This window comes from Amycolatopsis kentuckyensis (assembly GCF_041679295.1).
Lineage (GTDB): Bacteria > Actinomycetota > Actinomycetes > Mycobacteriales > Pseudonocardiaceae > Amycolatopsis > Amycolatopsis kentuckyensis_A.
In genome coordinates this window covers 335,178-358,838 of record NZ_JBGDMD010000007.1, presented here as the reverse complement: position 1 = coordinate 358,838, position 23,661 = coordinate 335,178, and the positions used below count along the sequence as shown (strand labels likewise).

24 protein-coding genes are annotated in these 23,661 nt (G+C 71.1%); 9 read left to right on the top strand and 15 right to left on the bottom strand.

The annotated features are described in order from the left end of the window. Position 1: 1 nt before the first annotated feature. The 4 genes from ACERZO_RS30530 to kstD are packed head-to-tail and all read right to left on the bottom strand — an operon-like array spanning position 2 to position 4,077. Positions 2-1,033: a 2Fe-2S iron-sulfur cluster-binding protein gene (locus ACERZO_RS30530; RefSeq protein WP_372668358.1), complete on the bottom strand. Its 1,032-nt coding sequence runs from the start codon at positions 1,031-1,033 to the stop codon at positions 2-4. Continuing rightward, positions 1,026-1,283, bottom strand: coding sequence for a hypothetical protein (locus tag ACERZO_RS30525; RefSeq protein WP_086674992.1), 258 nt, complete (start codon positions 1,281-1,283; stop codon positions 1,026-1,028). Before ACERZO_RS30525 ends, ACERZO_RS30530 begins: the two co-directional genes overlap by 8 nt. After that, positions 1,280-2,416 (bottom strand): Rieske 2Fe-2S domain-containing protein, encoded by a 1,137-nt coding sequence (locus ACERZO_RS30520; protein WP_372668356.1) that lies wholly within the window; start codon positions 2,414-2,416, stop codon positions 1,280-1,282. Before ACERZO_RS30520 ends, ACERZO_RS30525 begins: the two co-directional genes overlap by 4 nt. Next, complete coding sequence (kstD, locus tag ACERZO_RS30515) at positions 2,413-4,077, bottom strand: 3-oxosteroid 1-dehydrogenase (RefSeq protein ID WP_372668354.1); 1,665 nt, start codon at positions 4,075-4,077, stop codon at positions 2,413-2,415. The genes ACERZO_RS30520 and kstD overlap by 4 nt, the downstream gene beginning before the upstream one ends. Positions 4,078-4,176: 99 nt before the next feature. Between kstD and ACERZO_RS30510 the strand changes: the two genes are divergently transcribed. The 8 genes from ACERZO_RS30510 (at position 4,177) to ACERZO_RS30475 (ending at position 11,942) form a co-directional block, all read left to right on the top strand. Next, positions 4,177-5,775 carry an FAD-binding protein gene (locus ACERZO_RS30510; RefSeq protein ID WP_372668352.1) on the top strand — a complete coding sequence of 533 codons (1,599 nt, stop codon included), beginning with the start codon at positions 4,177-4,179 and terminating at the stop codon, positions 5,773-5,775. A 34-nt stretch (positions 5,776-5,809) separates the two neighbouring features. After that, a complete protein-coding gene (hsaA, locus tag ACERZO_RS30505; protein ID WP_372668350.1) occupies positions 5,810-6,973 on the top strand; it encodes a 3-hydroxy-9,10-secoandrosta-1,3,5(10)-triene-9,17-dione monooxygenase oxygenase subunit in 1,164 nt (387 codons plus the stop codon). Beyond that, positions 6,973-7,818: a 4,5:9,10-diseco-3-hydroxy-5,9,17-trioxoandrosta-1(10),2-diene-4-oate hydrolase gene (gene hsaD / locus ACERZO_RS30500; protein WP_372668348.1), complete on the top strand. Its 846-nt coding sequence runs from the start codon at positions 6,973-6,975 to the stop codon at positions 7,816-7,818. Before hsaA ends, hsaD begins: the two co-directional genes overlap by 1 nt. Further along, positions 7,818-8,729 (top strand): iron-dependent extradiol dioxygenase HsaC, encoded by a 912-nt coding sequence (gene hsaC / locus ACERZO_RS30495; RefSeq protein WP_372668347.1) that lies wholly within the window; start codon positions 7,818-7,820, stop codon positions 8,727-8,729. The genes hsaD and hsaC overlap by 1 nt, the downstream gene beginning before the upstream one ends. Next, the gene (gene hsaB, locus ACERZO_RS30490) at positions 8,726-9,265 is read left to right on the top strand and encodes a 3-hydroxy-9,10-secoandrosta-1,3,5(10)-triene-9,17-dione monooxygenase reductase subunit (protein ID WP_372668345.1); all 540 of its coding nucleotides are present in this window, start codon (positions 8,726-8,728) and stop codon (positions 9,263-9,265) included. Before hsaC ends, hsaB begins: the two co-directional genes overlap by 4 nt. Before the next feature lie 59 nt (positions 9,266-9,324). Continuing rightward, positions 9,325-10,371 carry a hypothetical protein gene (locus tag ACERZO_RS30485; RefSeq protein ID WP_372668343.1) on the top strand — a complete coding sequence of 349 codons (1,047 nt, stop codon included), beginning with the start codon at positions 9,325-9,327 and terminating at the stop codon, positions 10,369-10,371. A gap of 122 nt (positions 10,372-10,493) precedes the next feature. Then, positions 10,494-11,093, top strand: coding sequence for an Rv1733c family protein (locus ACERZO_RS30480; RefSeq protein ID WP_372668341.1), 600 nt, complete (start codon positions 10,494-10,496; stop codon positions 11,091-11,093). 105 nt (positions 11,094-11,198) lie between these two features. Further along, the gene (locus tag ACERZO_RS30475) at positions 11,199-11,942 is read left to right on the top strand and encodes a hypothetical protein (protein ID WP_372668339.1); all 744 of its coding nucleotides are present in this window, start codon (positions 11,199-11,201) and stop codon (positions 11,940-11,942) included. Between the two features lie 2 nt (positions 11,943-11,944). Here ACERZO_RS30475 and ACERZO_RS30470 read toward each other — a convergent pair whose 3' ends face one another. From ACERZO_RS30470 to ACERZO_RS30430, 9 genes are all read right to left on the bottom strand, one after another. Further along, the gene (locus ACERZO_RS30470; RefSeq protein WP_372668337.1) at positions 11,945-12,199 is read right to left on the bottom strand and encodes a Smr/MutS family protein; all 255 of its coding nucleotides are present in this window, start codon (positions 12,197-12,199) and stop codon (positions 11,945-11,947) included. Further along, complete coding sequence (locus ACERZO_RS30465) at positions 12,196-13,257, bottom strand: MBL fold metallo-hydrolase (protein ID WP_372668335.1); 1,062 nt, start codon at positions 13,255-13,257, stop codon at positions 12,196-12,198. Before ACERZO_RS30465 ends, ACERZO_RS30470 begins: the two co-directional genes overlap by 4 nt. A gap of 9 nt (positions 13,258-13,266) precedes the next feature. Then, on the bottom strand, positions 13,267-14,283 hold the full coding sequence (locus ACERZO_RS30460; protein WP_372668333.1) for a fatty acid desaturase family protein: 1,017 nt from the start codon (positions 14,281-14,283) through the stop codon (positions 13,267-13,269). Between the two features lie 151 nt (positions 14,284-14,434). Continuing rightward, the gene (locus ACERZO_RS30455; RefSeq protein ID WP_372668332.1) at positions 14,435-16,792 is read right to left on the bottom strand and encodes an ATP-binding cassette domain-containing protein; all 2,358 of its coding nucleotides are present in this window, start codon (positions 16,790-16,792) and stop codon (positions 14,435-14,437) included. Continuing rightward, a complete protein-coding gene (locus tag ACERZO_RS30450; protein ID WP_372668330.1) occupies positions 16,789-17,028 on the bottom strand; it encodes an AraC family transcriptional regulator in 240 nt (79 codons plus the stop codon). The genes ACERZO_RS30455 and ACERZO_RS30450 overlap by 4 nt, the downstream gene beginning before the upstream one ends. Continuing rightward, the gene (locus tag ACERZO_RS30445; RefSeq protein WP_372668328.1) at positions 17,013-18,200 is read right to left on the bottom strand and encodes an MFS transporter; all 1,188 of its coding nucleotides are present in this window, start codon (positions 18,198-18,200) and stop codon (positions 17,013-17,015) included. Before ACERZO_RS30445 ends, ACERZO_RS30450 begins: the two co-directional genes overlap by 16 nt. Positions 18,201-18,247: 47 nt before the next feature. After that, a complete protein-coding gene (locus ACERZO_RS30440; protein ID WP_372668327.1) occupies positions 18,248-18,658 on the bottom strand; it encodes a VOC family protein in 411 nt (136 codons plus the stop codon). 10 nt (positions 18,659-18,668) lie between these two features. Next, the gene (locus ACERZO_RS30435; RefSeq protein WP_372668325.1) at positions 18,669-19,112 is read right to left on the bottom strand and encodes a helix-turn-helix transcriptional regulator; all 444 of its coding nucleotides are present in this window, start codon (positions 19,110-19,112) and stop codon (positions 18,669-18,671) included. Positions 19,113-19,242: 130 nt separating this feature from the next. Further along, positions 19,243-20,127, bottom strand: a complete 885-nt coding sequence (locus ACERZO_RS30430; RefSeq protein ID WP_372668323.1) for a LysR family transcriptional regulator — start codon at positions 20,125-20,127, stop codon at positions 19,243-19,245. A gap of 114 nt (positions 20,128-20,241) precedes the next feature. Here ACERZO_RS30430 and ACERZO_RS30425 point away from each other — a divergent pair, with 114 nt between their 5' ends. Then, entirely contained in the window at positions 20,242-21,576 is a 1,335-nt protein-coding gene (locus ACERZO_RS30425; protein WP_372668977.1) for an MFS transporter, read from the top strand. Positions 21,577-21,997: 421 nt separating this feature from the next. Here the strand turns inward: ACERZO_RS30425 and ACERZO_RS30420 are convergent, their stop codons facing one another. Further along, entirely contained in the window at positions 21,998-23,437 is a 1,440-nt protein-coding gene (locus tag ACERZO_RS30420; RefSeq protein ID WP_372668322.1) for an NAD(P)/FAD-dependent oxidoreductase, read from the bottom strand. Beyond that, the gene (locus tag ACERZO_RS30415; RefSeq protein WP_310974825.1) at positions 23,430-23,660 is read right to left on the bottom strand and encodes a ferredoxin; all 231 of its coding nucleotides are present in this window, start codon (positions 23,658-23,660) and stop codon (positions 23,430-23,432) included. Before ACERZO_RS30415 ends, ACERZO_RS30420 begins: the two co-directional genes overlap by 8 nt. Between the last annotated feature and the right edge of the window lies 1 nt (position 23,661).

The window sequence follows — 23,661 nt, the reverse complement described above, 5'->3', positions numbered from 1 at the left end:
CCTATTCGTAGCTGATCGAGACGTCGTCGGTGACCGGCAGCGACTGGCAGGCCAGCACGATGCCGTCCGCGATGTCCTCGGCGTCCAGGACCTCGTTGTGCAGCATCTTCACCTCACCCGAGGTGATCCGGCACGCGCACGCACTGCATTGTCCCTCGCGGCACGAGTAGGGCGCGTCCAGGCCCGCCTCCAGCAGGTGGTCCAGGAGCTTCCGCTGCCGCGGCCACGCCATCGACCGCGTCTCGCCGTCCAGGGACACCGTCAGCGACGCGGGCGCTTCGTCGGATTCGGCTTCGGGCTCCGGCGCACTGGATTCGAACGGGTTCCCGGTCAGCGACGTGAACTTCTCGACGTGCACCCGATCGCGCGGCACGCCGAGCTGCCCGAGCGCCTCCCGCACGGCGGCCATGAACGGTGCCGGCCCGCACAGGAAAGCTTCGTGCGAGGTGTACGCCGAAGCCAGCCCACGCAGCTGCGAGACGTCCGGCAAGCCCTGCACGCTCTCCAGCCAGTGCACGACGACCAGCCGGTCGCCGTACCGCTTCGCCAGCGACGCCAGCTCGCCCGCGAAGATCACCGAATTCTCGTCCCGGTTCGCGTAAACCAGCACGACCCGGCCGGACCCGGTTTCCAGCGCCGTCTTGAGGATCGCCATCACCGGCGTGATGCCGCTGCCGCCGGCGAAGAGCAGGAAGTCCTCGTCCGCCGACGTCGGGCAGAACACCCCCGCCGGCGCCAGCACGTCCACGGTCATCCCCGGGCGGAGCGACGAGCACACCCAGCTCGACCCGTACCCGCCGTCGGTGCGCTTGACCGTCACCTGCACGCGGTTCTCGTGCGGCGCGCTCGACAGCGAGTAGCACCGCGCCACCGAACCGGTCCGGTCGCTGGGGATCTTCAACGTCAAGAACTGCCCGGCCGTGTAGGAAAACGCCGCAGCGTGCTCGGGTGGGATCTCGAAGACCACCGACCGCGCGTCCGGCGTCTCGACGACGACGTCGGCGACGGTCAGCGTGTAGACCCGCTCACCCATCGGCCACCGCCAGCGAGCCCTCCCGGACCGCGTCGCCGATGCTGTCCGCCAGCTTCGGGCACGTGTCGAGCAGCGCCGACGGTCCGTCCGCGTCCGCGAACACCGGGCACGTCTCGGCGGGCCGGGACGTCCACTGGATGCTCGTGTGCTGGATGCTGTTCTTCTTCACCAGCACGCACGTCCCGCAGCTGCGGCACTCGTGCGGCCGCAGCCCGCCCGACAGGAACTCGGTCTGCTCGGCGGTGGTCACACTTCCGCCTCGGTCTTCTGCCGGGCCAGGTTCTCCGCCACCTCGGCCGCCCACGCCTCGTTGGCCTTCGAAGTGTCCACTTCGAACTCGAAGCGCCGGGTCATGTCCTCGGTGACGTCGGCCGCGTCGACGTAGAACTGCTGGTACCACCGGCGAAGCTGGTAGACGGGACCGTCCTCTTCGCACAGCAGCGGGTTGTCGATCTGCGTCTTGTGCTTCCAGATCTCGACGTCCTGCAGGAACCCGGCGCCGATCCCGCGGGCCAGCTTCGCCGCGATCTTGTCCGCGTGCTCGTCGGTGAGGCCGTGCTGCTTCTTGACCTTCATGCCGTACTGCAACACGAACGACGTCGGCGTCACGGGGTAGTGGCAGTTGATGAGCACGCTCTCGATCTCGTAGCCCTGGAACGAGTTCACCAGCTTGTTGATCATGTAGGACGGCCCGAAGTACGACGCCTCCGAGCGCAGCAGGTTGTCCTCGCCGCCGTAGTTCGACGCCATGCCCATGTCCGGGCGGCCCTTGGTGTTGAGGTACTGCGTCGCGATGTGCCCTTCGAAGACGTTCTTGAAGTACGTCGGGTAGGCGTAGTGGATGTAGAAGAAGTGGGCCATGTCGACGACGTTGTCGATGATCTCCCGGCAGTTCGAGCCGTCGATGAAGATCTCGTCCCAGGTCCAGTTGCTCCACTCGGCGCTGTCGGCGGCTTCGATCCGCGGGATGGCCAGTTCCGCCGGCGGCGGGTTGCCTTCCGGGTCGTGCCATACCATCAGCTGGCCGTTCTGCTCCGACACCGTCCACGACCGCGTCCGCGCGCGCAGCGGAACCCGCTTGGCGTAGGGGATCGAGACGCACTTGCCCTTGCCGTTCCAGCGCCAGTCGTGGAACGGGCACGCGACTTCGTCGCCCTTGACGCTGCCCTGGGTGAGGTCCCCGCCCATGTGCCGGCAGTAGCCGTCCAGGACGTTCAGCTCGCCCTTCGAGTCGGCGAACACGACGAGCTTCGTGCCGAACGCCGTGATGGCGTGGGGTTTCCCGTCGCGGAACCGCTCGGCCAGGCCGAGGCAGTGCCAGCCGCGCGCGAACCGGGTCGGCGGCTCACCGGCGTAGATCGTGCGTACTGACTCCTGCGTCATCGCTCGCCTCCCGTGGTCCCTTGATCTTCGTGCGCCAGCCGCGTCGCCGCAAGGTAGCCGAACACCATGGCCGGGCCGATGGTCGCGCCGGGCCCGGCGTACGTCCGGCCCATCACGGCCGCGCTGACGTTGCCCGCGGCGTAGAGGCCCGGCACGACCGAGCCGTCTTCGCGCAGGACTCGTGCTTGTTCGTCGGTCCGCAGCCCGCCCTTGGTGCCGAGGTCGCCCGGCACGATCTTCACCGCGTAGTACGGCGCTTTGTCCAGCGGGCCGAGGCTGGGGTTGGGTTTGTTGCGCGGGTCGCCGTAGTAGTGGTCGTACTTGCTGACCCCGCGCTGGAAGTCCTCGTCGACGCCGTTGCGCGCGAAGCCGTTGAAGCGTTCGACGGTCGCCTCCAACGCGGAAGCCGGGACGTCCATCTTCGCGGCCAGCCCGGCCAGCGAGCCCGACTTCACCGCGATCCCGGCCTTGAACCAGCGGCCGGGCAGCGGCTGGCGCGGCCCGACGCCGGTGAACATGTACCGGTCCTTGTAGCGCTGGTCGAACACGAGCCAGGTCGGGATGTGCTCGCCGGGCCCGTCGCCGGCGCCGTACATCGCGTGCACGGCCTCCACGTACGGCGCGGACTCGTTGACGAACCGCTCGCCGCGGGCGTCCACCATGATCGAGCGCGGCCGCGACCGCTCGGCGAGCGCGAACCACGGCCCGCCGGTCAGCGGGAGCGACGGCCCCCACCAGGCGTCGTCCATCAGGTCGAGGGCGGCGCCGAGCTTGAGGCCGGCGGTGATGCCGTCGCCGGTGTTGGCGGCCGCGCCGACGGTCCAGTCGATGCCGATCGGCGCGCGCTGGTACTTCTCGCGCATCTCGAGGTTCTGCTCGAAGCCGCCGCTGGCGAGGATCACGCCGCGCCGGGCCTCGACGACGCCGTCCGCGGTGACGACGCCGGTGACGCGGTCGCCTTCGACCTGGAGGTCGACCAGCGGCGTGGTCAGCCGGACGTCGACCCCCGCGCTGGTCAGGCCCGCCCGCAGGCCGGCCGCAAGCGCTTGCCCCATGCTCAGCAGCCGCTGCCCGCGCAGCTTCCCGACCAGCCACTGGACACCGAGCGACAGCATCCGGACGGCGCCGCGCGGGTGCCGCGCGAGCAGGCTCAGCCAGCGGTAGTCGGCCTGGGTGATCGGCACGCCGAGCGGGGGAGCGCTGTAGGGCGGTTCTAGGTGGGCCAGCTCGGCGCCGAGCAGCTTGCCGTCGAAGGCCCGCGGCTCGACCGACCGGCCGCCGGGCCGCCCGCCGGGGGCTTCGGGGTGGTAGTCGCTGTAGTCGCGGACCCACCGGAACTTCAGCGGGGTGTGGTCGCAGACGAACTTCAGCACTTCGGGGCCGTGGTCGAGGAAGGTGTCGCGCCGGACGGCCGGGACGACGTCGCCGACGATCGAGGCCAGGTACTCGCGCGCCCGCTCGGGCGGTTCGTCGATCCCGGCGGCGCGCAGCGCGTGGTTGCCCGGCAGCCAGACCCCGCCACCGGAGCGGGCGGTCGAGCCGCCGAAGCAGGCCGCCTTCTCGAGGACGACGACGCTGAGCCCGTGGTGAGCCGCGGCCAGCGCGGCGGTCATCCCGGCGGCGCCACTGCCGACGACCACGACGTCGAACTGCTCCGTCATGCCACCTCACTATAACGTGTTCCACGTAACGAGTAACCAGTTGAGAGCCGCTTTCGGTCACCATAGACGAGAACGTGTTTCAGTTCTAGGGTACCGACCATGGACGAGCTCTTCGCGGACGTGGTCATCGTGGGGTTCGGGGCGGCCGGCGCCTGCGCCGCCCTCGAAGCGGCCGACGCGGGCGCCGAGGTCATCATCGTCGAACGGTTCGCCGGTGGCGGCGCGAGCGCGGTCAGCGGCGGCGTGGTCTACGCGGGTGGCGGCACCGCCCAGCAATTCGACGCGGGCGTCGACGACTCCGTCGACGCGATGTACGCCTACCTGCGGCTCGAGGCCGGGGACGTCGTCTCCGAAGCGACGCTGCGGCGGTTCTGCGAAGGCAGCCGCGAGATGATCACCTGGCTGGAGGGCAACGGCGTGCCGTTCGAAGGCAGCCTCTGCCCGTACAAGACGTCGTACCCCAGCGACGACCACTACCTGTACTACTCCGGCAGCGAGGCCGCGGGCGGATTCCGCGACGCGGCGAAGCCGGCCCCGCGCGGTCACCGCGTCAAGGGTCCCGGGACCTCGGGAAAGACGCTGATGACCCGGCTCGCGGCGGCGGTGTGCGAGCGCGGGATCCGGGTGCTGACCCAAACGCACGTCCGCAGCCTGATCCAGGAAGACGGCCGCGTCACCGGGCTCGTCGCCGACTCGCTGAGCGACGCGCCCGCGCGGGTCCGAGCCCGGCACCGGCGGCTCGCGCGGTACGCCGCCAAGCCCGGAATCTACGTGCCCTCGCTGCGCAAGTCGCTGCACCGGCGCGTCGAACGCTTCGAGCGCGCGCACGGGCGTGAGCTGCGGATCACCGCCCGGCGCGGCGTCGTGCTCGCGGCCGGCGGGTTCATCGCGAACCGCGAGATGGTGCGCGAACACGCACCGAAGTACCGCGGCGGGCTCGCCCTCGGCACGTCCGCCGACAACGGGTCGGGCATCCGGCTCGGCGTCGAGGCCGGGGGTGCGACCGGCGAGCTGGGCCGGATCTCGGCGTGGCGGTTCGTGACGCCGCCCAGCGCGTTCCTCGGCGGGATCATCGTCGACGCGGGGGGCCGGCGGGTGATCGACGAGTCCCGGTACGGCGCCGCCGTCGGCGAGAAGCTCATCGAAGAGCACGAGAGCAAGGGCTGGCTGCTCGTCGACGCGCCGATCGTCGCCGAGGCGCGACGGGACGGCCGGAAGCAAAGCCAGTGGTTCCAATGGCTCCAGTTGCGCTACCTGCTGCGGCGCGGCCGCGTGATCGGCGCGACGGTCGAAGAGGCCGCGCGCAAGGCCGGCGTCGATCCGCAGGGGTTGCGTGCGAGCGTCGAGGCCTATCACGGCGCTTCGGATCCGGTCGGCAAGCCCGACGAGTTCCGGCGGCGGCTGGAGAACCCGCCGTTCTCGCTCATCGACATCTCGGTGCGGCCCAACCTGGGGTACCCGACGCCGATGCTGACCCTCGGCGGCCTGGTCGTCGACGAGGACACCGGCGCGGTGCGGAGCGCGGCGGGGGAGTCCATCCCCGGGCTGTACGCCGCCGGCCGCACCGCGGTGGGAATCTGTTCCAGGTCCTACGTGAGCGGGTTGTCCCTGGCCGACTGCGTGTTTTCCGGCCGCAGGGCAGGGATCAACAGTGCCCTGGCGCAGGGCGTTCTCGACAAAAACGAGAACGTGTTCTAGTCTTGGCGCAGCGAGCAAGAGAGAGGAACTGCGCATGAGCGAGCAGGTGATCGCCGGGGTCCGGGACCTCCTGCCGGTCCTGCGGGAACGGGCCCAGGACACCGAGGACGCGCGGAACGTGCCCGAGGAGTCCGTCAAGGCCCTGCAGGAGACCGGGTTCTTCAAGATGCTGCAGCCGAAACCGTTCGGCGGCCTCGAATCCGACCCGGTGAGCTTCTACACCGCGGTCAAGCTGATCGCGAGCGCCTGCGGGTCCACCGGCTGGGTCGCCTCCATCCTCGGCGTCCACCCGTGGCACGTGGCGCTGTTCGACGCGCAGGCGCAGCAGGAGGTCTGGGGCGAGGACGAGGACGTGCGGATCTCCTCGTCGTACGCGCCGATGGGCAAGGCTGAGGTCGTCGACGGCGGCTACCGGCTGTCCGGCCGCTGGAGCTTCTCCTCCGGCTCCGGCCACTGCACGTGGGTGCTGCTCGGGGGACCCGCGTTCAAGGACGGCAAGCCGGTCGACTTCTGCACGTACCTGCTGCCCATCGCCCACTACACCATCGTGGACGTCTGGGACACCGTCGGCCTGCGCGGCACCGGTTCGAACGACATCGTCGTCGAGGACGTCTTCGTCCCGCAGCACCGCGCGCTGAGCTTCATCGCGACGTCGAAGTGCAAGGTGCCTGGCCAGGCGATCAACCCCGGCCCGCTGTACCGGCTGCCCTACGGCTCGGTGCACCCGTCCACGATCACCGCGCCGATCATCGGCATGGCCCAAGGCGCCTACGACGCGCACGTCGAGCACCAGCGCAAGCGCGTGCGGGCCGCGTACGCCGGTGAACAGTCCAAAGAGGACCCGTTCGCCAAGGTCCGGATCGCCGAGGCGGCGAGCGAGATCGACGCGGCCTGGCTGCAGCTGACCCGCAACATCGAAGACCTCTACGAGCTGGCCAAGCGCGAAGAGCGGCTGCCTTCGGACCTCAGGTTGCGCGTCCGGCGCGACCAGGTGCGCGGCACCGAACGCGCGATCGCCGCCATCGACCGGCTCTTCGAGAACTCCGGCGGCCGCGCGATCCAGCGCGGCACGCCGATCCAGCGCTTCTGGCGCGACGCGCACGCCGGCCGGGTCCACGCGGCCAACGACGCCGAGCGCGCGTACGTCATGTTCGGCACCGGCGTCTTCGGGCTCCCCGTCGAGAACGCGATGTACTGATGGCCGCACCCGAAGGCAAGTACGTCCAGGCGGGTTCGCTGAACCTGCACTACCACGAAGCCGGCGCCGAGCACGCCGAGACGGTGATCCTGCTGCACGGCGGCGGGCCCGGCGCGTCGGCGTGGAGCAACTTCGGGCGCAACCTGCCGGAGTTCGCCAAGCACTACCGGACGATCGCCGTCGACCAGCCCGGGTTCGGGCGGTCCGACAAGCCGACCGAGCACCCGCAGTACTTCCGGTACAGCGCGGACGCGGTCGCCGGCTTGATGGACGCCCTCGGCATTGAACGCGCGCACTTCGTCGGCAACTCCCTCGGGGGCGGAGCCGCGGTGCGGTTCGCGCTGAACCACGGGAAGCGCGCCGGCCGGCTGGTGCTGATGGGGCCCGGCGGGCTGAGCGTCAACCTCTTCGCGCCCGACCCCACCGAGGGCGTCAAGAACCTCGGCAAGTTCGGCGCGAAACCGAGCCGCGAGCGGATGGAAGCGTTCCTGCGCATCATGGTCCACGACCAGGCGCTGATCACCGACGAGCTGATCGACGAACGCTTCGCCGCGGCGAACACCCCGGAGTCCCTGGCCGCGATGCGGGCGATGGGGAAATCGTTCGCCCACCCCGAAACCTACGAAGAAGGCATGCTCTGGCGCGAAGCCCACCGCCTCCGCCAGCGCGTACTCTTGATCTGGGGCCGCGAAGACCGCGTCAACCCGCTGGACGGCGCTTTGGTGGCCTTGAAGACGATTCCGCGCGCGCAGCTGCACGTGTTCGGCGGCTGCGGGCACTGGGCCCAGCTGGAGAAGTTCGACGAGTTCAACCGGCTGGCCCTCGACTTCCTCGGGAGTTCCTGATGGGCATCCGGTCACTGGGCTACCTCCGCGTCGAAGCCACCGACATGGCGGCCTGGCGCGAGTACGGCCTCAAGGTGCTCGGCATGGTCGAAGGCAGTGGCACCGACCCGGACGCGCTTTACCTGCGCATGGACGACTTCCCGGCGCGGCTGGTCATCTCACCCGGGCCGGCCGACCGGCTGGCCGTCACCGGCTGGGAGGCGGCCAACGCCGGCGAGCTCGCCGAGATCCGGTCGCGGTTGGACAGTGCTTCGGTGCCGTACAAGGAAGGCACGCCGGAAGAGCTCGCCGACCGCCGCGTCGACGAGCTGATCAGCTTCGACGACCCGTCCGGCAACACCCAGGAGGTGTTCCACGGCGTCGCGCTGCAGCACCGGCGGGTGGTGAGCCCGTACGGCCACAAGTTCGTCACCGGCGAGCAGGGCCTCGGCCACGTCGTCTTGTCCACAAAGGACGACGAGGCGTCGTTGCGGTTCTACCGGGATGTCCTCGGCTTCCGGTTGCGCGACTCGATGCGCCTGCCGCCGCAGATGGTCGGCCGGCCCGCCGACGGCGCGCCCGCGTGGCTGCGGTTCTTCGGCTGCAACCCGCGTCACCACAGCCTGGCGTTCCTGCCGATGCCGACGCCGTCCGGGATCGTGCACCTGATGGTCGAAGTGGAGAACACCGACGACGTCGGCCTGTGCCTCGACCGCGCGATCCGGCGCAAGGTGCCGATGTCGGCGACGCTCGGCCGGCACGTCAACGACCTGATGCTGTCGTTCTACATGAAGACCCCCGGCGGTTTCGACGTCGAGTTCGGCTGCGAGGGCCGGCAGGTCGACGACGACAACTGGATCGCGCGCGAGAGCACCGCGGTTTCCCTGTGGGGGCACGACTTCTCGGTCGGCGCGCGGCCCCCGGGCGCATGACGGCGGTGGCGGTCGACCAGGCCGGTTTCCGGAGCGTGCTCGGGCACTTCTGCACCGGCGTCACGGTGGTCACCGGCCGCGACGGCGACACGCTCGCCGGGTTCGCGTGCCAGTCGTTCGCGGCGTTGTCGCTCGACCCGCCGCTGGTGCTGTTCTGCCCGGCCCGCACGTCGCGGACGTGGCCGGTGCTGGCCGCGGCGGGGCGGTTCGCGGTCAACGTGCTGGCCGAGGACCAGCAGGAGGTCAGCGCGGTGTTCGGCGCCCGTGGCGAAGACAAGTTCGCCCGGGTCGGCTGGACGCCGGCGCCGTCCGGAGCACCGCTGCTCGACGGCGCGTTGACGTGGATCGACTGCGAGCTGGAAGCCGTCCACGAAGCCGGCGACCACTACGTGGTGATCGGCCGGGTGACCGCGCTGGGCGCGCCGTCGGACGCCCGGCCGCTGCTGTTCCACCGCGGCCGGTACGCGGTCACCGAGCCGGCGAAGGACGCGCTGTCGGCGTTGATGCCGTGGCCGCGTCCGGACGACTGGCTCTGACGTAACAGCCGCGGGGACGCGGGCGACTTCCCGGGAGTCGTCGCCCGAGGAGGACCGCCGTGCAGCTGTCCGGTTTCCCGGCCGCCGAGGTGGAGTTCGACCGGACCGGCGAGCTCGCCGGCGACCGCGGCGCGGCCGTGCGGGCGCTCGCGGCCGACCCGGCGGTCACCGACCTCGTCGTCCTGACCCACGGCTGGAACGACGACCACCTCGTCGCGCGGCTGCTCTGTTCGGCGCTGGCGGGGTCGCTGCGCGCGGTTTCGGGTGGGCTGCCGGGCCGGCGGATCGCGTTCGCCTGCGTGCTGTGGCCGTCGCGCAAGCTCGCCGAGGGCGGGGTGGCGGAGCGGCTGGACCTGCTGCGGGACCTGGTCCCCGAGCAGCGGCTCACGATCGACGCCGCGGCCGACCTCGTCCCGGCGCTGACCGCCCGCGCGACCGCGCGCACGGCGTTCGCCGCGGCGCTGCTGTCGGCCGCCGCCCGCGGCGCGGACGACCACGAAGACGCGTCGACGCAGCTGTTCACCCTCCCTGGCGGCACGGTGATGGACCGCCTCGGCGCGACGAGCTTGCTGGACTTCCTCGCGTACTACGAGCTGAAGGCGCGCGCGGGTGCGGTGGGCGTCCGCGGCCTCGGGCCGCTGCTGGCCGGCCTCGCCGGGCCGAAGGTCCACCTCGTCGGCCACGGCTTCGGCGGCCGGTTGGTGACGGCGGCGGCCAACGCGGCCGCGTCCGTGGGGACACTGACCCTGCTGCAGGCGACCCTCTCGCACCACGCCTTCACCGGCACGTTCCGCCGGATCGTGGCCGACGGGATCGTGACCGGGCCGATCATCGTCACGCACTCCGCGCACGACGACGTCGCCGGCGTTCCGTTCGCGATCGCGTCCCGGATCGTCGAAGCCGCGCCCGGCCACTTCGGCGCACTCGGGCGCACCGGCGCGCAGGGGATCGCCGACGCCGGAGAGCTGGTGCCGGTGGGCGGGACCTACCACTGGAAGCCGGGGGTGCCGCACAACCTGCGGGCGGACCGGTTCGTCCGCAGCCACACCGATGTCTGCGGGCCCGAGATCGCTCACGCGCTGTGGTCGGCGATCGCGGCGAGTTAACGCGACCGGGTGGTTGTGCAGGGGTTCACAGGTGGGCCGCATCCCATTCACGAGAGTAAGCCGAGCCTTCGCGGGCACACTGGTACCCAGTTGATGCTTTTCCTGGGAGGAGTGTGTCGCGCATGCGTGGGCCCAGCGGACGGATCGCCCGGTTCCGGCGCCGGTTGCACCCCGGCCGCAACCCGCTGACCAGGTTCGGCGACCGCGTCGAAGCCGCCCTGCTGGTGCTGGTCTTCGCCGGCGCGCTGCTGGCGCTGCCGTTCGCGGCGGCGTTCGGCTCCGAGACCTACGCCGCGCAGACCGCCCGTGCCGAGCAGGAACGCACGACCCGCCACCCGGCGACGGCGGTGTCCCTGGCCGCGGCGCCCAACCAGCCGTACAGCACCGACGGCGCGGGCGCGCCGGCCGACCAGACGACGGTCCAGGCGGCGTGGTTCGACGCGCGCGGAGCCCGCCACACGGGCGACGTCCTGGCCGACGCGGGCAGCCCGGCGGGCACGCACGTGCCGGTGTGGCTGGACCAGCGCGGCGAGCTGACGAACGAGCCGCTGTCACCGTCGACATCGGTGGCCGACGGCATCTTCGCGGCGATCCTGCTGTGGGTGGCGATCACGGGTTCGCTGGCGGGTTTGTACGGAATCGGCCGGTTCACGGTGAGCCGCGTCCACGCATCGGCGTGGGACCGCGCCTGGGCCCAGGCCCGCCACGACAGCCGGTTCTGACGAGGGCTTCCCGACGTGCTGAGCGTCGAACTCTCGTAACGCTCCGAAGGCGGCGTGCGACATTGTCTACCGTGGCTCTGTCGGTTCGTCTTGGAGGGCGCCGTAGTGTCGAGGCTGGCCACCGAAATCGAGTACCGAGCCAGGCGTGGATTTCTGCTCTTCCTGCAGCTGGCGCTCAGCGGACTGGTCGCGTTTTACGTGGTCGCGGTCTTCATAAACCGTGAGCTGGGACTGATGGAACGGCTCGAGCGCCCGCTGATCCTCACAGCTCTCTTGTTCGTGTTGACGATTCTCGCCCGAATCGAACGGCGGTTGCCCGAGCGGTCCTCTGCGAGGGTGAAGGTTTACTTCGATCGCACCAGCTTCTACGAGGCCACCCGCAAAGCCACCGAAAGCGCGCGGCGGCGGATCTACGTCACCTACTTCCGGCCGACCAGCCCAACCGCCCTCGACGCCGCCGCGCAGCGGCACTTCAAGGCGTGCCGAAAGTGGGCTGCCAGCTCACCGGAGCACGTTTTCCGGCGGGTGCTGCTCAACTCGGACAACCCGTCGATGATCGATCACCTGCGGCAAGAGCTCGCCGACGTCGTTCGAGCGCAGGCAAGTAAGAGGCACTACAACGTCAGCGTGCTGAATGACGCCGCTCTCGATGTGGGAGCGATCAGCGTCGGGATCTTCGACGACGAGCAGGTCTTCATCTCGTATGCCAGTGGACCGGATCGGATCGTCGGCATCGGGATCTGCAGTCGTGAAGTCGTACGTGACTGTTTCGACCATTACTACGACCATCTGTGGTCCAACGCGACACCGATCGACAAGTGCCTTGCCGAGCAGCCCGAGGCCGGCTGACGTCACTTCCAGCGGAAGTGCACGAACACCCTGCCGAAGTTGTCCTTGTCCTTCTCGACGCGGTGGTAGAGCGCCTTGACGTCCTTGCGCTCGAGGAACCGCAGCACGTGCTTCTTCAGCTGACCCGATCCCTTACCAGGGATGATCTCGACCAGCGGTGCCTTCTTGGCGACGGCCTCGTCGATGATCCCGCGCAACGCCCGGTCGATCTCGCCGCCGCGGTTGTAGATGTCGTGGAGGTCGAGCTTCAGCTTCACAGCGCCTGCCACCAGCCGTCGACCGCCGGGGGCGCCGTCACGTCGATGCGCTCGCCCGGGCGGGGGATCGCCAGCGGCAGGTCCGCCGCCTTCGCCTCGCGCCACACCCGGTCCGCGGGCTCGCCCCACGGGTGCATCGCCAGCTGGAACGTCGCCCAGTGCACCGGGACCAGCAGTTTCGCCCGGACGTCGATGCCCGCCGCGACGCCTTCCTCCGGCGTCATGTGGATGTCCGGCCACTGCGGGGCGTACGCGCCGATCTGGATCAGCGCCGCGTCGAACGGGCCGTGCGCTTCGCCGATCGCGGCGAACCCGTCGAAGTAGCCCGTGTCGCCGCTGTAGAACACGCGGTGCTCCGGGCCCAGCAGCGCCCACGACGTCCACAGCGTGTCGTCGTTCGTGATGCCGCGGCCGGAGAAGTGCTGGGCCGGGGTCGCGACGAACCGGACACCCGCCACCGTCGCCTCTTCGTGCCAGTCCAGCTCGATGATCCGGTCGGCCGGGACGTGCCAGCGTTCCAGGTGCGCCCCCACGCCGAGCGGCACGAGGAACGGGGCCGGGGACGACGCCACCAGCGAGCGGACCGTCGCCAGGTCCAGGTGGTCGTAGTGGTCGTGCGAGATCACCACCGCGTCGACCCGGCCGACGTCCGACAGCGCCACCGGCGGCTCGTGCAACCGCCGCGGGCCGGCGAACGCCGCGGGGGACACGCGGTCGCTCCACACCGGGTCGAGGAGCACGCGGGCGCCGTCCAGCTCGATCAGCGCCGACGCGTGGCCGTACCAGGTCAGGTGCAGGCCGTCGGCCGCCTCGACCGGCGCCGACGCGACCAGCGGCACCGCCCCGGCGGGTTTGCGCAGCTCGCGGTGCTCCCCGAAGAACATCTCGCGGAAGATCGTCCGCATCGACGCCGCGGTCATCGGGAGCCGCGGCGCCGCGTTGCGGAACACCTTGCCGTCGAACTGCGGCGACGAGCGGACCCGCTCGGCCCGCGCGCCGGTGGCCTTCGCGCCGAACGCCGCCGGCAGGTCCCGAAGCGCCGCGATCGTCTTCCTCATGCCCCGAGTCTACGAACGGTTCCTGAGAGGCGCCCCAGCTTCATGCAGGTGGGTGAGGGCCTGCCGGTAGGACTCGACGAGGCTCGTCTGCAGGTAGGGGATGCCCAGCTCGGCGCAGTAGCCCTGGACGATCGGCTGCGCCAGCCGCAGGTGCCGCGACGGCATGCTCGGGAAGAGGTGGTGCTCGATCTGGTAGTTGAGGCCGCCGAGGGCCACGTCGGTGACGACGCCGCCGCGGACGTTGCGGGACGTGAGGACCTGCTTGCGGAGGAAGTCGAGCTCGGGGCGCCCGGTCAGCGTCGGCATGCCCTTGTGGTTGGGCGCGAAGATCGATCCCATGTAGACACCCCAGAGTCCTTGGTGGACGGCGAAGAACAGCAGCGCCATGCCGGGGGAGAGGACCGTGAACAACGCCGTGAGGTAGCCGACGAAGTGCGTGGCGAGCAGCGCGGCTTCGACACCGCGGCGGCGCAGGCCCGGCTTGCGCACCGCGCGGATCCCCGACACGTGCAGGTTGAGCCCTTCGAGCGTCAGCAGCGGGAAGAACAGGAAGGCCTGGTACCGCCCGATGAACCGGGCGACTCCGCTCGCGTTGCGGGCCTGGTCCTTCGACCACACGAGGATGTCGGGATCGACGTCCGGGTCGAGCTCCTCGTGGTTGGGGTTGGCGTGGTGGCGGGTGTGCTTGTCCATCCACCAGCCGTAGCTCATCCCGATGCCGAGGTTGCCGGCGAGCATCCCGGCGATCTCGGTGGGCCGCCGGCGGCGGAAGACCTGCTTGTGCGCGAGGTCGTGCGAGAGCAGGGCGATCTGCGCGAACATGACGGCCTGGAACGCGGCGACGGCCAGCTGCCACCACGAGTTCCCGAGCAGCGCGAAGGCGACCCAGCCGGCCGCGAACAACCCGCCGACGACGGCGAACCGGGCGGTGTAGTAGCCGGGCCGCCGCACCATCAGGCCGGCGGCGGAGATGCGGTGGCTCAGCCGGGCGAAGTCGCTGCCGGTGCTGATCTCTGTCGTGGTCACGCACCCGAGTGTTCGCGGTAGGGGGCCCCGCCCGGAACCCGGAGCGCCCCCGGCACATTCCGGGGGCCCGCCCTACCCCGCCTTCTGGTATACGCCCGGCCGGTCGTGAGTGGGAAACAGGGTTGGAACACTGTTTCCCACTCACGAGGGGTCACGCGACGTACTCCGCGAGGTGCTCGCCGGTCAGCGTCTTCTTCCGCGCCTTCACCAGCTCCGCCGGCGTCCCCTCGAACACCACCCGGCCACCGTCGTGGCCGGCTCCGGGGCCGAGGTCGATGATCCAGTCCGCGTGGGCCATCACCGCCTGGTGGTGCTCGATGACGATCACCGACTTGCCCGACTCCACCAGCCGGTCCAGCAGGCCCAGCAGCTGCTCGACGTCGGCCAGGTGCAGGCCCGCCGTCGGCTCGTCGAGGACGTACACCCCGCCCTTCTCCGCCATGTGCGTCGCCAGCTTGATCCGCTGGCGCTCGCCGCCCGACAACGTCGTGAGCGGCTGGCCGAGCGTCAGGTACCCCAGGCCGACGTCGGACAGGTGCGTCAGGATCTTGTGCGCCGCCGGCAATGCGGCGTCGCCGGACGAGAAGAAGTCCTTCGCCGAAGCCACCGACATCCCGAGCACCTCGCTGATGTCCCGGCCGCCGAAGGTGTACTCCAGCACGTCGGCGTTGAACCGCTTGCCCTCGCACACCTCGCACGGTGTCGCGGTGCCGGCCATGATCCCCAGGTCGGTGTAGACGACGCCCGCGCCGTTGCAGTTCGGGCACGCGCCCTCGGAGTTCGCGCTGAACAGCGCCGGCTTGACGCCGTTGGCCTTGGCGAACGCCTTGCGGATCGGCTCCAGCAAGCCCGTGTACGTCGCCGGGTTGCTGCGGCGCGAGCCGCGGATCCCGGTCTGGTCGACCGTCACGACACCCTCGCCGCCGGACACCGAGCCGTGGATCAGCGAGCTCTTGCCCGAGCCCGCCACCCCGGTCACGACCACCAGCACACCGAGCGGGACGTCGACGTCGACGTCCTTCAGGTTGTGCGTCGAAGCCCCGCGCACCTCCAGGAAACCCGACGGCGAGCGCACCGACGACTTCAGCGCCGCCCGGTCGTCCAGGTGCCGCCCGGTCAGCGTCCTGCTCTTGCGCAGACCGGCCACCGTGCCCTCGAACACGACCTCGCCGCCGGCCGAACCGGCGTGCGGGCCGAGGTCGACGACGTGGTCGGCGATCGCGATCGCCTCCGGCTTGTGCTCGACGACCAGCACCGTGTTGCCCTTGTCCCGCAGCTGCAGCAGCAGGTCGTTCATGCGCCGGATGTCGTGCGGGTGGAGGCCGATCGTCGGCTCGTCGAAGACGTAGGTGACGTCGGTGAGCGACGACCCCAGGTGCCGGATCATCTTGGTGCGCTGGGCTTCCCCGCCCGAAAGCGTCCCGGATGGACGGTCGAGCGAGAGGTAGCCGAGGCCGATCTCGACGAACGAGTCGAGCGTGCGCCGCAACGCGTCCAGCAGCGGCGCGACCGACGGCTCGGCCAGCTTCCCCACCCACGCGGCGAGGTCGCTGATCTGCATCGCGCACGCGTCGGCGATGCTGATCCCGTCGATCTTCGACGACCGGGCCTCTTCGGACAGCCGCGTGCCGTCGCAGTCCGGGCACGTCGTGAACGTGACGGCCCGCTCGACGAACGCGCGGATGTGCGGCTGCATCGCGTCGACGTCCTTGGCCAGGAAGGACTTCTGGATCGCCGGCACCAGCCCCGAGTACGTCAGGTTGATGCCCTCGACCTTGATCTTGGTCGGTTCCTTGTAGACGAGGTCGTTGAACTGCTTCTTGGTGTACTTCTTGATCGGCTTGTCCGGGTCGAAGAAGCCGGAGCCGCGGAAGATGCGGCCGTACCAGCCCTCCATGCTGTAGCCCGGGATCGTGATCGCACCTTCGTTGAGCGACTTGTCCTCGTCGAACAGCGCGGTCAGGTCGATGTCGTTGACCTTGCCGCGGCCCTCGCAGCGCGGGCACATGCCGCCGGTGATGCTGAAGCTGCGTCGCTCCTTGATCTGCCGCCCGGCCTTCTCGATGGTGACCGCGCCGGCGCCGCTGATCGAGGCGACGTTGAACGAGAACGCCTGCGGCGAACCGATGTGCGGCTGCCCGAGCCGGCTGAAGAGGATGCGCAGCATCGCGTTGGCGTCGGTGGCCGTACCCACCGTGGAATGCGGGTTGGCGCCCATCCGCTCCTGGTCGACGATGATCGCGGTGGTGATCCCGTCGAGCACGTCGACGTCGGGGCGGGCCAGCGTCGGCATGAACCCCTGCACGAAGGTGCTGTAGGTCTCGTTGATCAGCCGCTGCGACTCCGCGGCGATCGTGCTGAACACCAGCGAGCTCTTGCCGGAGCCGGAAACCCCGGTGAACACCGTCAGCCGTCTCTTCGGCAGCTCGACGTGCACGTCCTTGAGGTTGTTCACGCGCGCGCCGTGGACGCGGATCAGGTCGTGGCTGTCGGCGACGTGCTTGGTCATCGGGTCTCCAGGACTCGGTCGGAGGTGGGGGTGCGGGCGGTCCGCTGGTAAGCGTGCGGTTGTTGCCCGTAGGCGAGCTCGAACCGGCGGAGCAGGTGTTCGGTCGTCATGCCGGCGTCGCGGGCGAGCGCGTCGAGGTCGACGGTCCCTTCGCGGCCGATGCGGTCGCGGACGCGGCGCAGCAGCGCCAGTTCGCGGAAGTGCTCACGGGCGGCGGCGGTCAGGCCGAGACACATATCGGTTCCCTTTCTCGGGTGAGCACGGCGCGGGCCGCGATCGGGAGCAGCAGCAGGGTCAGCACCCCGGACAGCACGAGCCCGCCGGTGCTGCCGGCCAGCTCGATCAGCGGGCCGCCGAGGGCCAGGCCCAGCGGTGCGGCCACGGTGGCGCCGGTCGTCCACAGCGTGACGACCTGGTGTTGTTCGCCCGGCGCGAGCCCCGACTGCAGGAAGCTGTAGGCGACCGGCGTGAACGGCGCGTACACCAGGCCGCCCAGGCCGAAGACGACCAGCGCGAGCGTCAGGTTCCCGGCGAACGCGAGCGCGATCGGGCACAGCGCCCACAGCCCGATGATCGCGACCAGCAGCGGCCGCTGCGGCAGGTTCCGCAGCCGGCCGACCAGCGCGGCGCCGAGGAACGCGCCGACCCCGAGCGCGCCCCACAGCAGCCCCAGGCCGGACGCGCCGGCGTGCAGCGTCCCGCTCACGTACAGCGGGAGCGCCACTTCGATGGGCATGTACAGGAAGTTGAAGAAGAACTCGACGACCAGCAGCCGCGCGGCGACCGGGCGGCGCCGCAGGATCCGCCAGCCGGACGTCTTCGGCTCGCGCAGGGCGTCCCGGTCCTCGGCCGCGCGGGGAACGAAAAGGAGCGTGGCCGCCAGCAGCACCAGCGCGCCGGCCGCGTCGAAGAAGAGCGCGTAGCCCGCGCCCGCCGTCGCCACGACCAGCCCGCCCAGCACCGGCCCGGCGATGTAGAGCGCGAACGTCGTGTTCAGGCCGAGCAGGCCGTTGACCGAGAACCGCCCGGCCTCGCCCGCCGCCGACGTCGCCAGGAGCCGGCGGCCGCTCGACCCGGCCAGCTTGCCCGTCGCGCCGAAGAGCAGCCCGGCGATCAGGACGGGCAGCGTGAGCCGCCCGGTCACGGCCAGGACGCCGAGCGCGGCGAAGGTGGCCGACCGCAGCACGCAGTCGGCGACCAGGAGGGTGCGCGGCGGGACGCGCACCCGGCCCAGCCCGATGGCCAGCGCGAGGACGGTCGACAGCACGAACGGCGCGGCCTCGACCAGCCCGATCGCGATCGCCTTCGGGACGCTCCCGTGCAGCGACAGCGTCTGCACGGGCATCGCGACGATGATCATCCCGGTGCCGACGTTGGCCAGCAGGTCCCCCAGCAGCAGCCCGGCCACGCGCCGGTCGCGCAGGACCTCGCGGTAGGACCGGGCCGCGACCTCGGTCAGCGGAGCTCCTGGATGCGCAGGAGGTTCCCGGCGGGGTCGCGGAAGGAGCAGTCGCGGACGCCGTAGGGCTGCTCGACCGGCTCCTGGACGACCTCGGCGTTGCCCGCTTCGAGCTTCGCGAAGAGGGCGTCGAGGTCCTTGGTGGCGAGGTTGATGCCGGCGTAGGTGCCCTTGGCCATCATCTCGTTGATGGTGCGGCGCTCGTCGTCGGTGAGGCCGGGCGTCGCGGTCGCCGGCGCCAGCACGATCGCGGTGTCGGGCTGGTTCGGCGGGCCCACCGTGATCCAGGCCAGGTCGCCGTACTTGACGTTCATCCGGACCTCGAAGCCGAGCAGGTCGCGGTAGAAGGCGAGGGAGGCTTCCGGGTCGGTGTGCGGGAGGAAGCTCGAGTGAATGGTGACGTCCATGGTCGTCACCCTAGGTGGCGGCCGAGGGCCGCGCTTCTCGATTCCTGATCGGTCTGGTGACCTGTTTGGCCACGCACGGCGGCATGCCCAAGGTGGCCTGGGCCTGCTCTTCGCGGTAGACGCTCGGCGGCACGCCGACCAGCTCGGCGAACCGGGTGCTGAAGGTGCCCAGCGACGAGAAGCCGACGGTGAAGCAGACCTCGGTGACGCTCAGCTCGCCCTTGCGCAGCAGCGCCATCGCGCGTTCGATCCGCCGCGTCATGAGGTACGAATACGGTGACTCTCCGTAGGCTTTGCGGAACTGGCGGCTGAGGTGGCCGGCGGACATGCTCACGCCCTTGGCGAGCGCCTCCACGTCGAGCGGCTGCGCGTACTCCCGGTCGATCCGGTCCTTGACGCGGCGCAGCAGCGCGAGGTCGCGCAGGTACTGCTCGGAGGCGGACGTGCTGCTCACGCCGACGATCGTGCCACACCGGACGGCCCCCGCGGCACGCTTCGGCCGCTCCCGAAACGTCTTGAATGAGTCATTCAAGACCGCCGGCGTCCTGAATGACTCATTCAAGACATCGGGCGAGGTCGGTCGGTCAGCCGAGCGCGGCGCGGATCGTGTCGCGCAGCCAGCGCTGCGCGGGGTCCGCGTCGAGGCGCGCGTGCCAGAACAAGCTCACCTCCACCTCCGGCAGCTCCGCCGGGATCGGGAACCGGCGCAGGCCCAGCGCCGGGCCGTGCTGCTCGGCCAGCCGCTCCGGGACCAGCCCGACGTGCGCGCTCGACGCCACCAGCAGCAGCGCCAGTGCGGATGTCGGCACCACCGCCGCCACGTGACGCCGCAGGCCCGCCGCCGCCAAGACTTCGTCCAGCGGCCCGCGCGCCCGGCCGCGGCGGGATGCCGACACGTGCGGGTGGCGGCACAGCTGCGCCAGCGTGGGGCGGCGGCCCAGCGGGCTGTCCGCGCGCACGATGCCGACCAGCCGTTCGCGGTACAGCACCGCCGTCCGGATGTCCGGTGCCGGGACGTCGCCCGCGCCGATGTCGAGGTCGACCGAGCCGTCGCGCAGTGCCTCCGTGCTCTCGGTGCCCTCCGCGACGAAGCGCAGCGTGACGCCCGGGGCGATCGCCGCCGTGGCCTCGACCGCCGCCGTCGCCAGGGTCGCCGCCACGCCGTCGTTGATGCGGATCGTGAACGTCCGCTCCAGGCCCGCGACCGAGAAGTCCACGTTGACCAGCGACGCCGCTTCCTCCAGCAGCGAGCGCACCCGCGGTGCCGTCCGGAGCGCGAACGGCGTCGGCGCCATCCCGCGGCCCGCGCGCACCAGGATCGGGTCGCCCATCGCCCGCCGCAGCCGGCCCAGTGCGCGGCTCGCCGCCGGGATCGACAGGTGGAGGCGCTCGGCCGCCGCCGTCACGCTCCCTTCCCGCAGCAGCGCGTCGAACACCCGCAGCAGGTTCAGGTCCAGCTGGTCCGCCATGGTTGCAGCGTACGCAAGGCAACCTTGCCAAAGTTGCGTGGCACAACACCCGAGCCCCTTCATACCGTCGGCCGCATGCACCTCAAGCACCGAACCGGCGGCCTGCTGACGCTGATGTGCGCCTGCGTCGCGCTCGTCGTCGGCATGGTCGCCGCCGTCAACCTCGCCGTCCCGATGCTCGCCGCGAGCGAGCTGCACCCCTCCGCGTCGACGCTGGTCTGGATCGTCGACACCTACGTCCTCGTGTTCGCCTGCCTGGTGATCCCCGGCGGCGCCGCGGGCGACCGGTACGGCCGCAAGGGCGTCCTGCTGGCCGGGCTCGGGCTGTTCGCCGCGGGCGCGCTGCTGTCGGCACTGGCCCCGGACGTCGTCCTCCTGCTCGCCGGCCGCGCGCTCACCGGCGTCGGGGCCGCCGCGGTGCTGCCGAACTCGCTCGCCGTCCTGCTCCACGCCGTCCCATCGGAGAAGAAGGCCTCGACCATCGCCGTCTGGGCGTCGATGACCGGGATCGGCGGCGTCCTCGGCAACGTCGGCGGCGGCCTGGTCCTCGCGGCCGGGTCGTGGCGCTGGCTGTTCGCCGCCGCCGTGCCGATCGCGCTCGCCGAAGCCGCGCTGGTGGCGCGGATCGCGCCGCTGTCCTCGCGCCACGACCGCCGGCTCGACCCCGGGTCCGCGCTGCTGCTCGTCGGCGGGTCGGTCGCTTTGCTCGTCGGCATCGTCCAGGGCCCGGAGGCGGGCTGGGGGAGCGCGGTCGTCGTGACCGGGTTCGCCGGCGCCGCGGTGCTGTTCACGGCCTGGACGCTGCGGGAACTGAAAGCCGAGCACCCGCTCCTGGACCCGCGGCTGTTCCGGATCCCGGGCCTGCGCAGCGCCTGCCTCGGCCTGACGACGGTCTTCTTCGGCATGTTCGCGCTGTTCTACGTCAACGCGTCGTTCCTGCAGTACGCCAAGGGGTTCGGGGTGCCGGCGACCGGGCTCGGCATCGTCCCGCTGACCGTGCCGATCATCCTCGGCGGCCGGCACGTCGGCCTGCTGACCCGGCGCATCGGCTTGGACGCCACGGTCGCGCTCGCCTTCGCGTTCGTCGGCGGCGGCCTGCTCGGTCTGTCCACAAGCGACGCTCAAACGCCGTACGCGGCCTACGCGGCGTGGCTCGTCGTGACCGGGATCGGCGTGACCCTGGCGCTGCCCACGCTGTCGGGCGTCATCACCGGTTCGCTGCCGCCCGAGCAGGCGGGCGTCGGCACCGGGTTGCAGGCCACCACCCGCGAGTTCGGCAGCGCGCTCGGCGTCGCCGTCATCGGCACGGTCATGTCCGCGACGAGCCGCGGGTCCGACGAAGTCACCGCGTTCGTCGCCGGCGCGGACACCGGGTTGCGCGTGGTCGGCGTGACGGTCCTGGTGCTCGGCGCGCTGGTCGTGGGGGAGTCCTGGTGGCGGACGAGGTGAAGGCCGTCTCGAGGGTTCCCGTTTCCCTCGAGACGGCCTTCGCCGGTGCAACCCCGAACCCGACTTGCGCCCGGACCGGCCTTCCCGGCGGCATACCCTTCCCCCGGGAAGGGCCGGTACGGACGTGCACGCCGTGGCGGTGCGAGACCACCGCGGCGCTCGACCCCGGGCCCCCGCCCGGTGCGCCGGAAGAAGGCCACCCCGGGGGCGTCGGGTTCCCTCGGGATGGCCCTCTCCTGGCCCGCCGGACGCTCGGTTCACGAAACGCGAGGCGGGCAGGGGGACGCTTTCTTTCCGGGGCTCCGGATGCCGGAGCCCGCGTGTGACGTGGGGGCCGGTCACCACACCGCCCAGCCGCGGAGGGGGCGTGGTGACCGGCGAAGGGACGATGGCCGCCGCGCGCAGCCACGTCCCGGCTTCACTACCTCCCCATCGGGATGGCCATGGTCGGCGGCGCCGCGGCTCCGGGCTGGGCGGCGAACGCCGTGGTGGGCGGGGCCGCCAGCGCGGGGAACGCCGTCGTGGGGATGTCGTTGGCGAACTCGCTTTCGAACTCGCGCTCGAAGGCCTGGTGGTCGAAGCCGCTGTCGAACTCCGTCGGCACGTCGGCCGCCAGCGCGGCGATCGCCGGATCGACCGTGGGGACCTCCGCGACCTCCGGGGCGGGAGCGGGCTCCGGCTCCGGGACGTAGTCGGGCGCGGGCAGCCGGCGGTCGAGCTCGGCCATCCAGTCCAGCATCGCCCGGGGCTTGTCCCACGCGGAGATGCCGACGAGCTGCCCGTCGCGGATGAAGCCGGTGATGCCGTCGGCCAGCGTCACGGTGTCCTCGGCCAGCGACGGCATCCCGCACATCTGCAGCCGCGTGTCGTACAGCGTCGACCACGCGCGGGGGAGCGGGGTGAACGGCTTCGCGCTCGACTGGCCCATCAGCAGGTTGTCCGCCGCGTGCCGGGCCGATTCGACGGCGTTGATCCAGTGCTCGACCCGCCGCGGGGTCTCGTCGAACCGCAGGTTCGGCCAGCGCGCGATGTCGCCGGCGATGACGACGTCGGAGGCGCCCTCGGCGAACAGCTTCGCGTCGCAGAGCACGCCGTCGCTGATGTCGAGGCCGGAGCCGCGCATCCAGTCGACCGACGGGACGCTGCCGATGGCGAGCACGACGACGCTGGCGACCAGCAGCTGGTTGTTCGTCAGGTGCAGCCCGACGGTGTCCTTCGTGCTGATCCAGTGCCGCACTTCGCTCTTCATCGCCAGCTTCGCGCGGTGCTCGTGGTGCGCCTCGACGATGCCGCTCGAGACGCGGTCGCCGAAGCGGTGCAACGGCGCTTTCGCGTGCCCGACCAGGGTGACGTCCCGGCCGATGTGCCGCATGCTCGCCGCGAACTCGTTGCCGATGAGGCCGGCGCCGATCACGACGGCCGGCTTCTTGCTGGCGTGCAGGCAGCGCCGCACGGCCATCGAATCCTCGACCGTGCGCAGGATCCGCACCCGCGGGTCGTGCCGCGGGGACCCGGGCAGGTGCCGCGGGTAGACGCCGGTCGCGGCGATCAGGCCGTCGTACCAGAGGGACTCGCCGCCGGGCAGGTGCACGACCCGCTCGGTGGTGTCGAGGTGCGTCACGCGCGCGCCGAGGCGCCAGTGCACGTCGAGGTCCGGCAGGTAGTGCGAAAGGCCTACGTCGCTGGGCCGTTCGGTGCCCATCACCAGTGCCTTGGAGACCATCGGCCGGTGGTAGGGCCGGCGGGCTTCGTCGCCGATCAGGACGATCTCGCCGTCGAACTTCTGTTCGCGCAGGCGTTCCGCGGCACGCAGCCCGGCGACGCCCGCGCCGACGATGACGATCCGGTCGCCGTCAGCCATCGAGGTCCCCTCTCATCACGACCGCCTGCATCGGGCAGCAGCGGGCGGCCATCTTCGCCTGTTCCATGGTGGTTTCGTCGAGCAGCCGCGTGTGGAAGCGCAGCCGGCCGTCCTGGCCGAGGTCGAACACGTCCGGTGCCTCCATGGCGCAGATGCCGTAGAGCTCGCAGCGGTCGTTGTCGACGCTGATCCGGGGTCCGTTTCCGGGTAGGCGGAAGGGCATG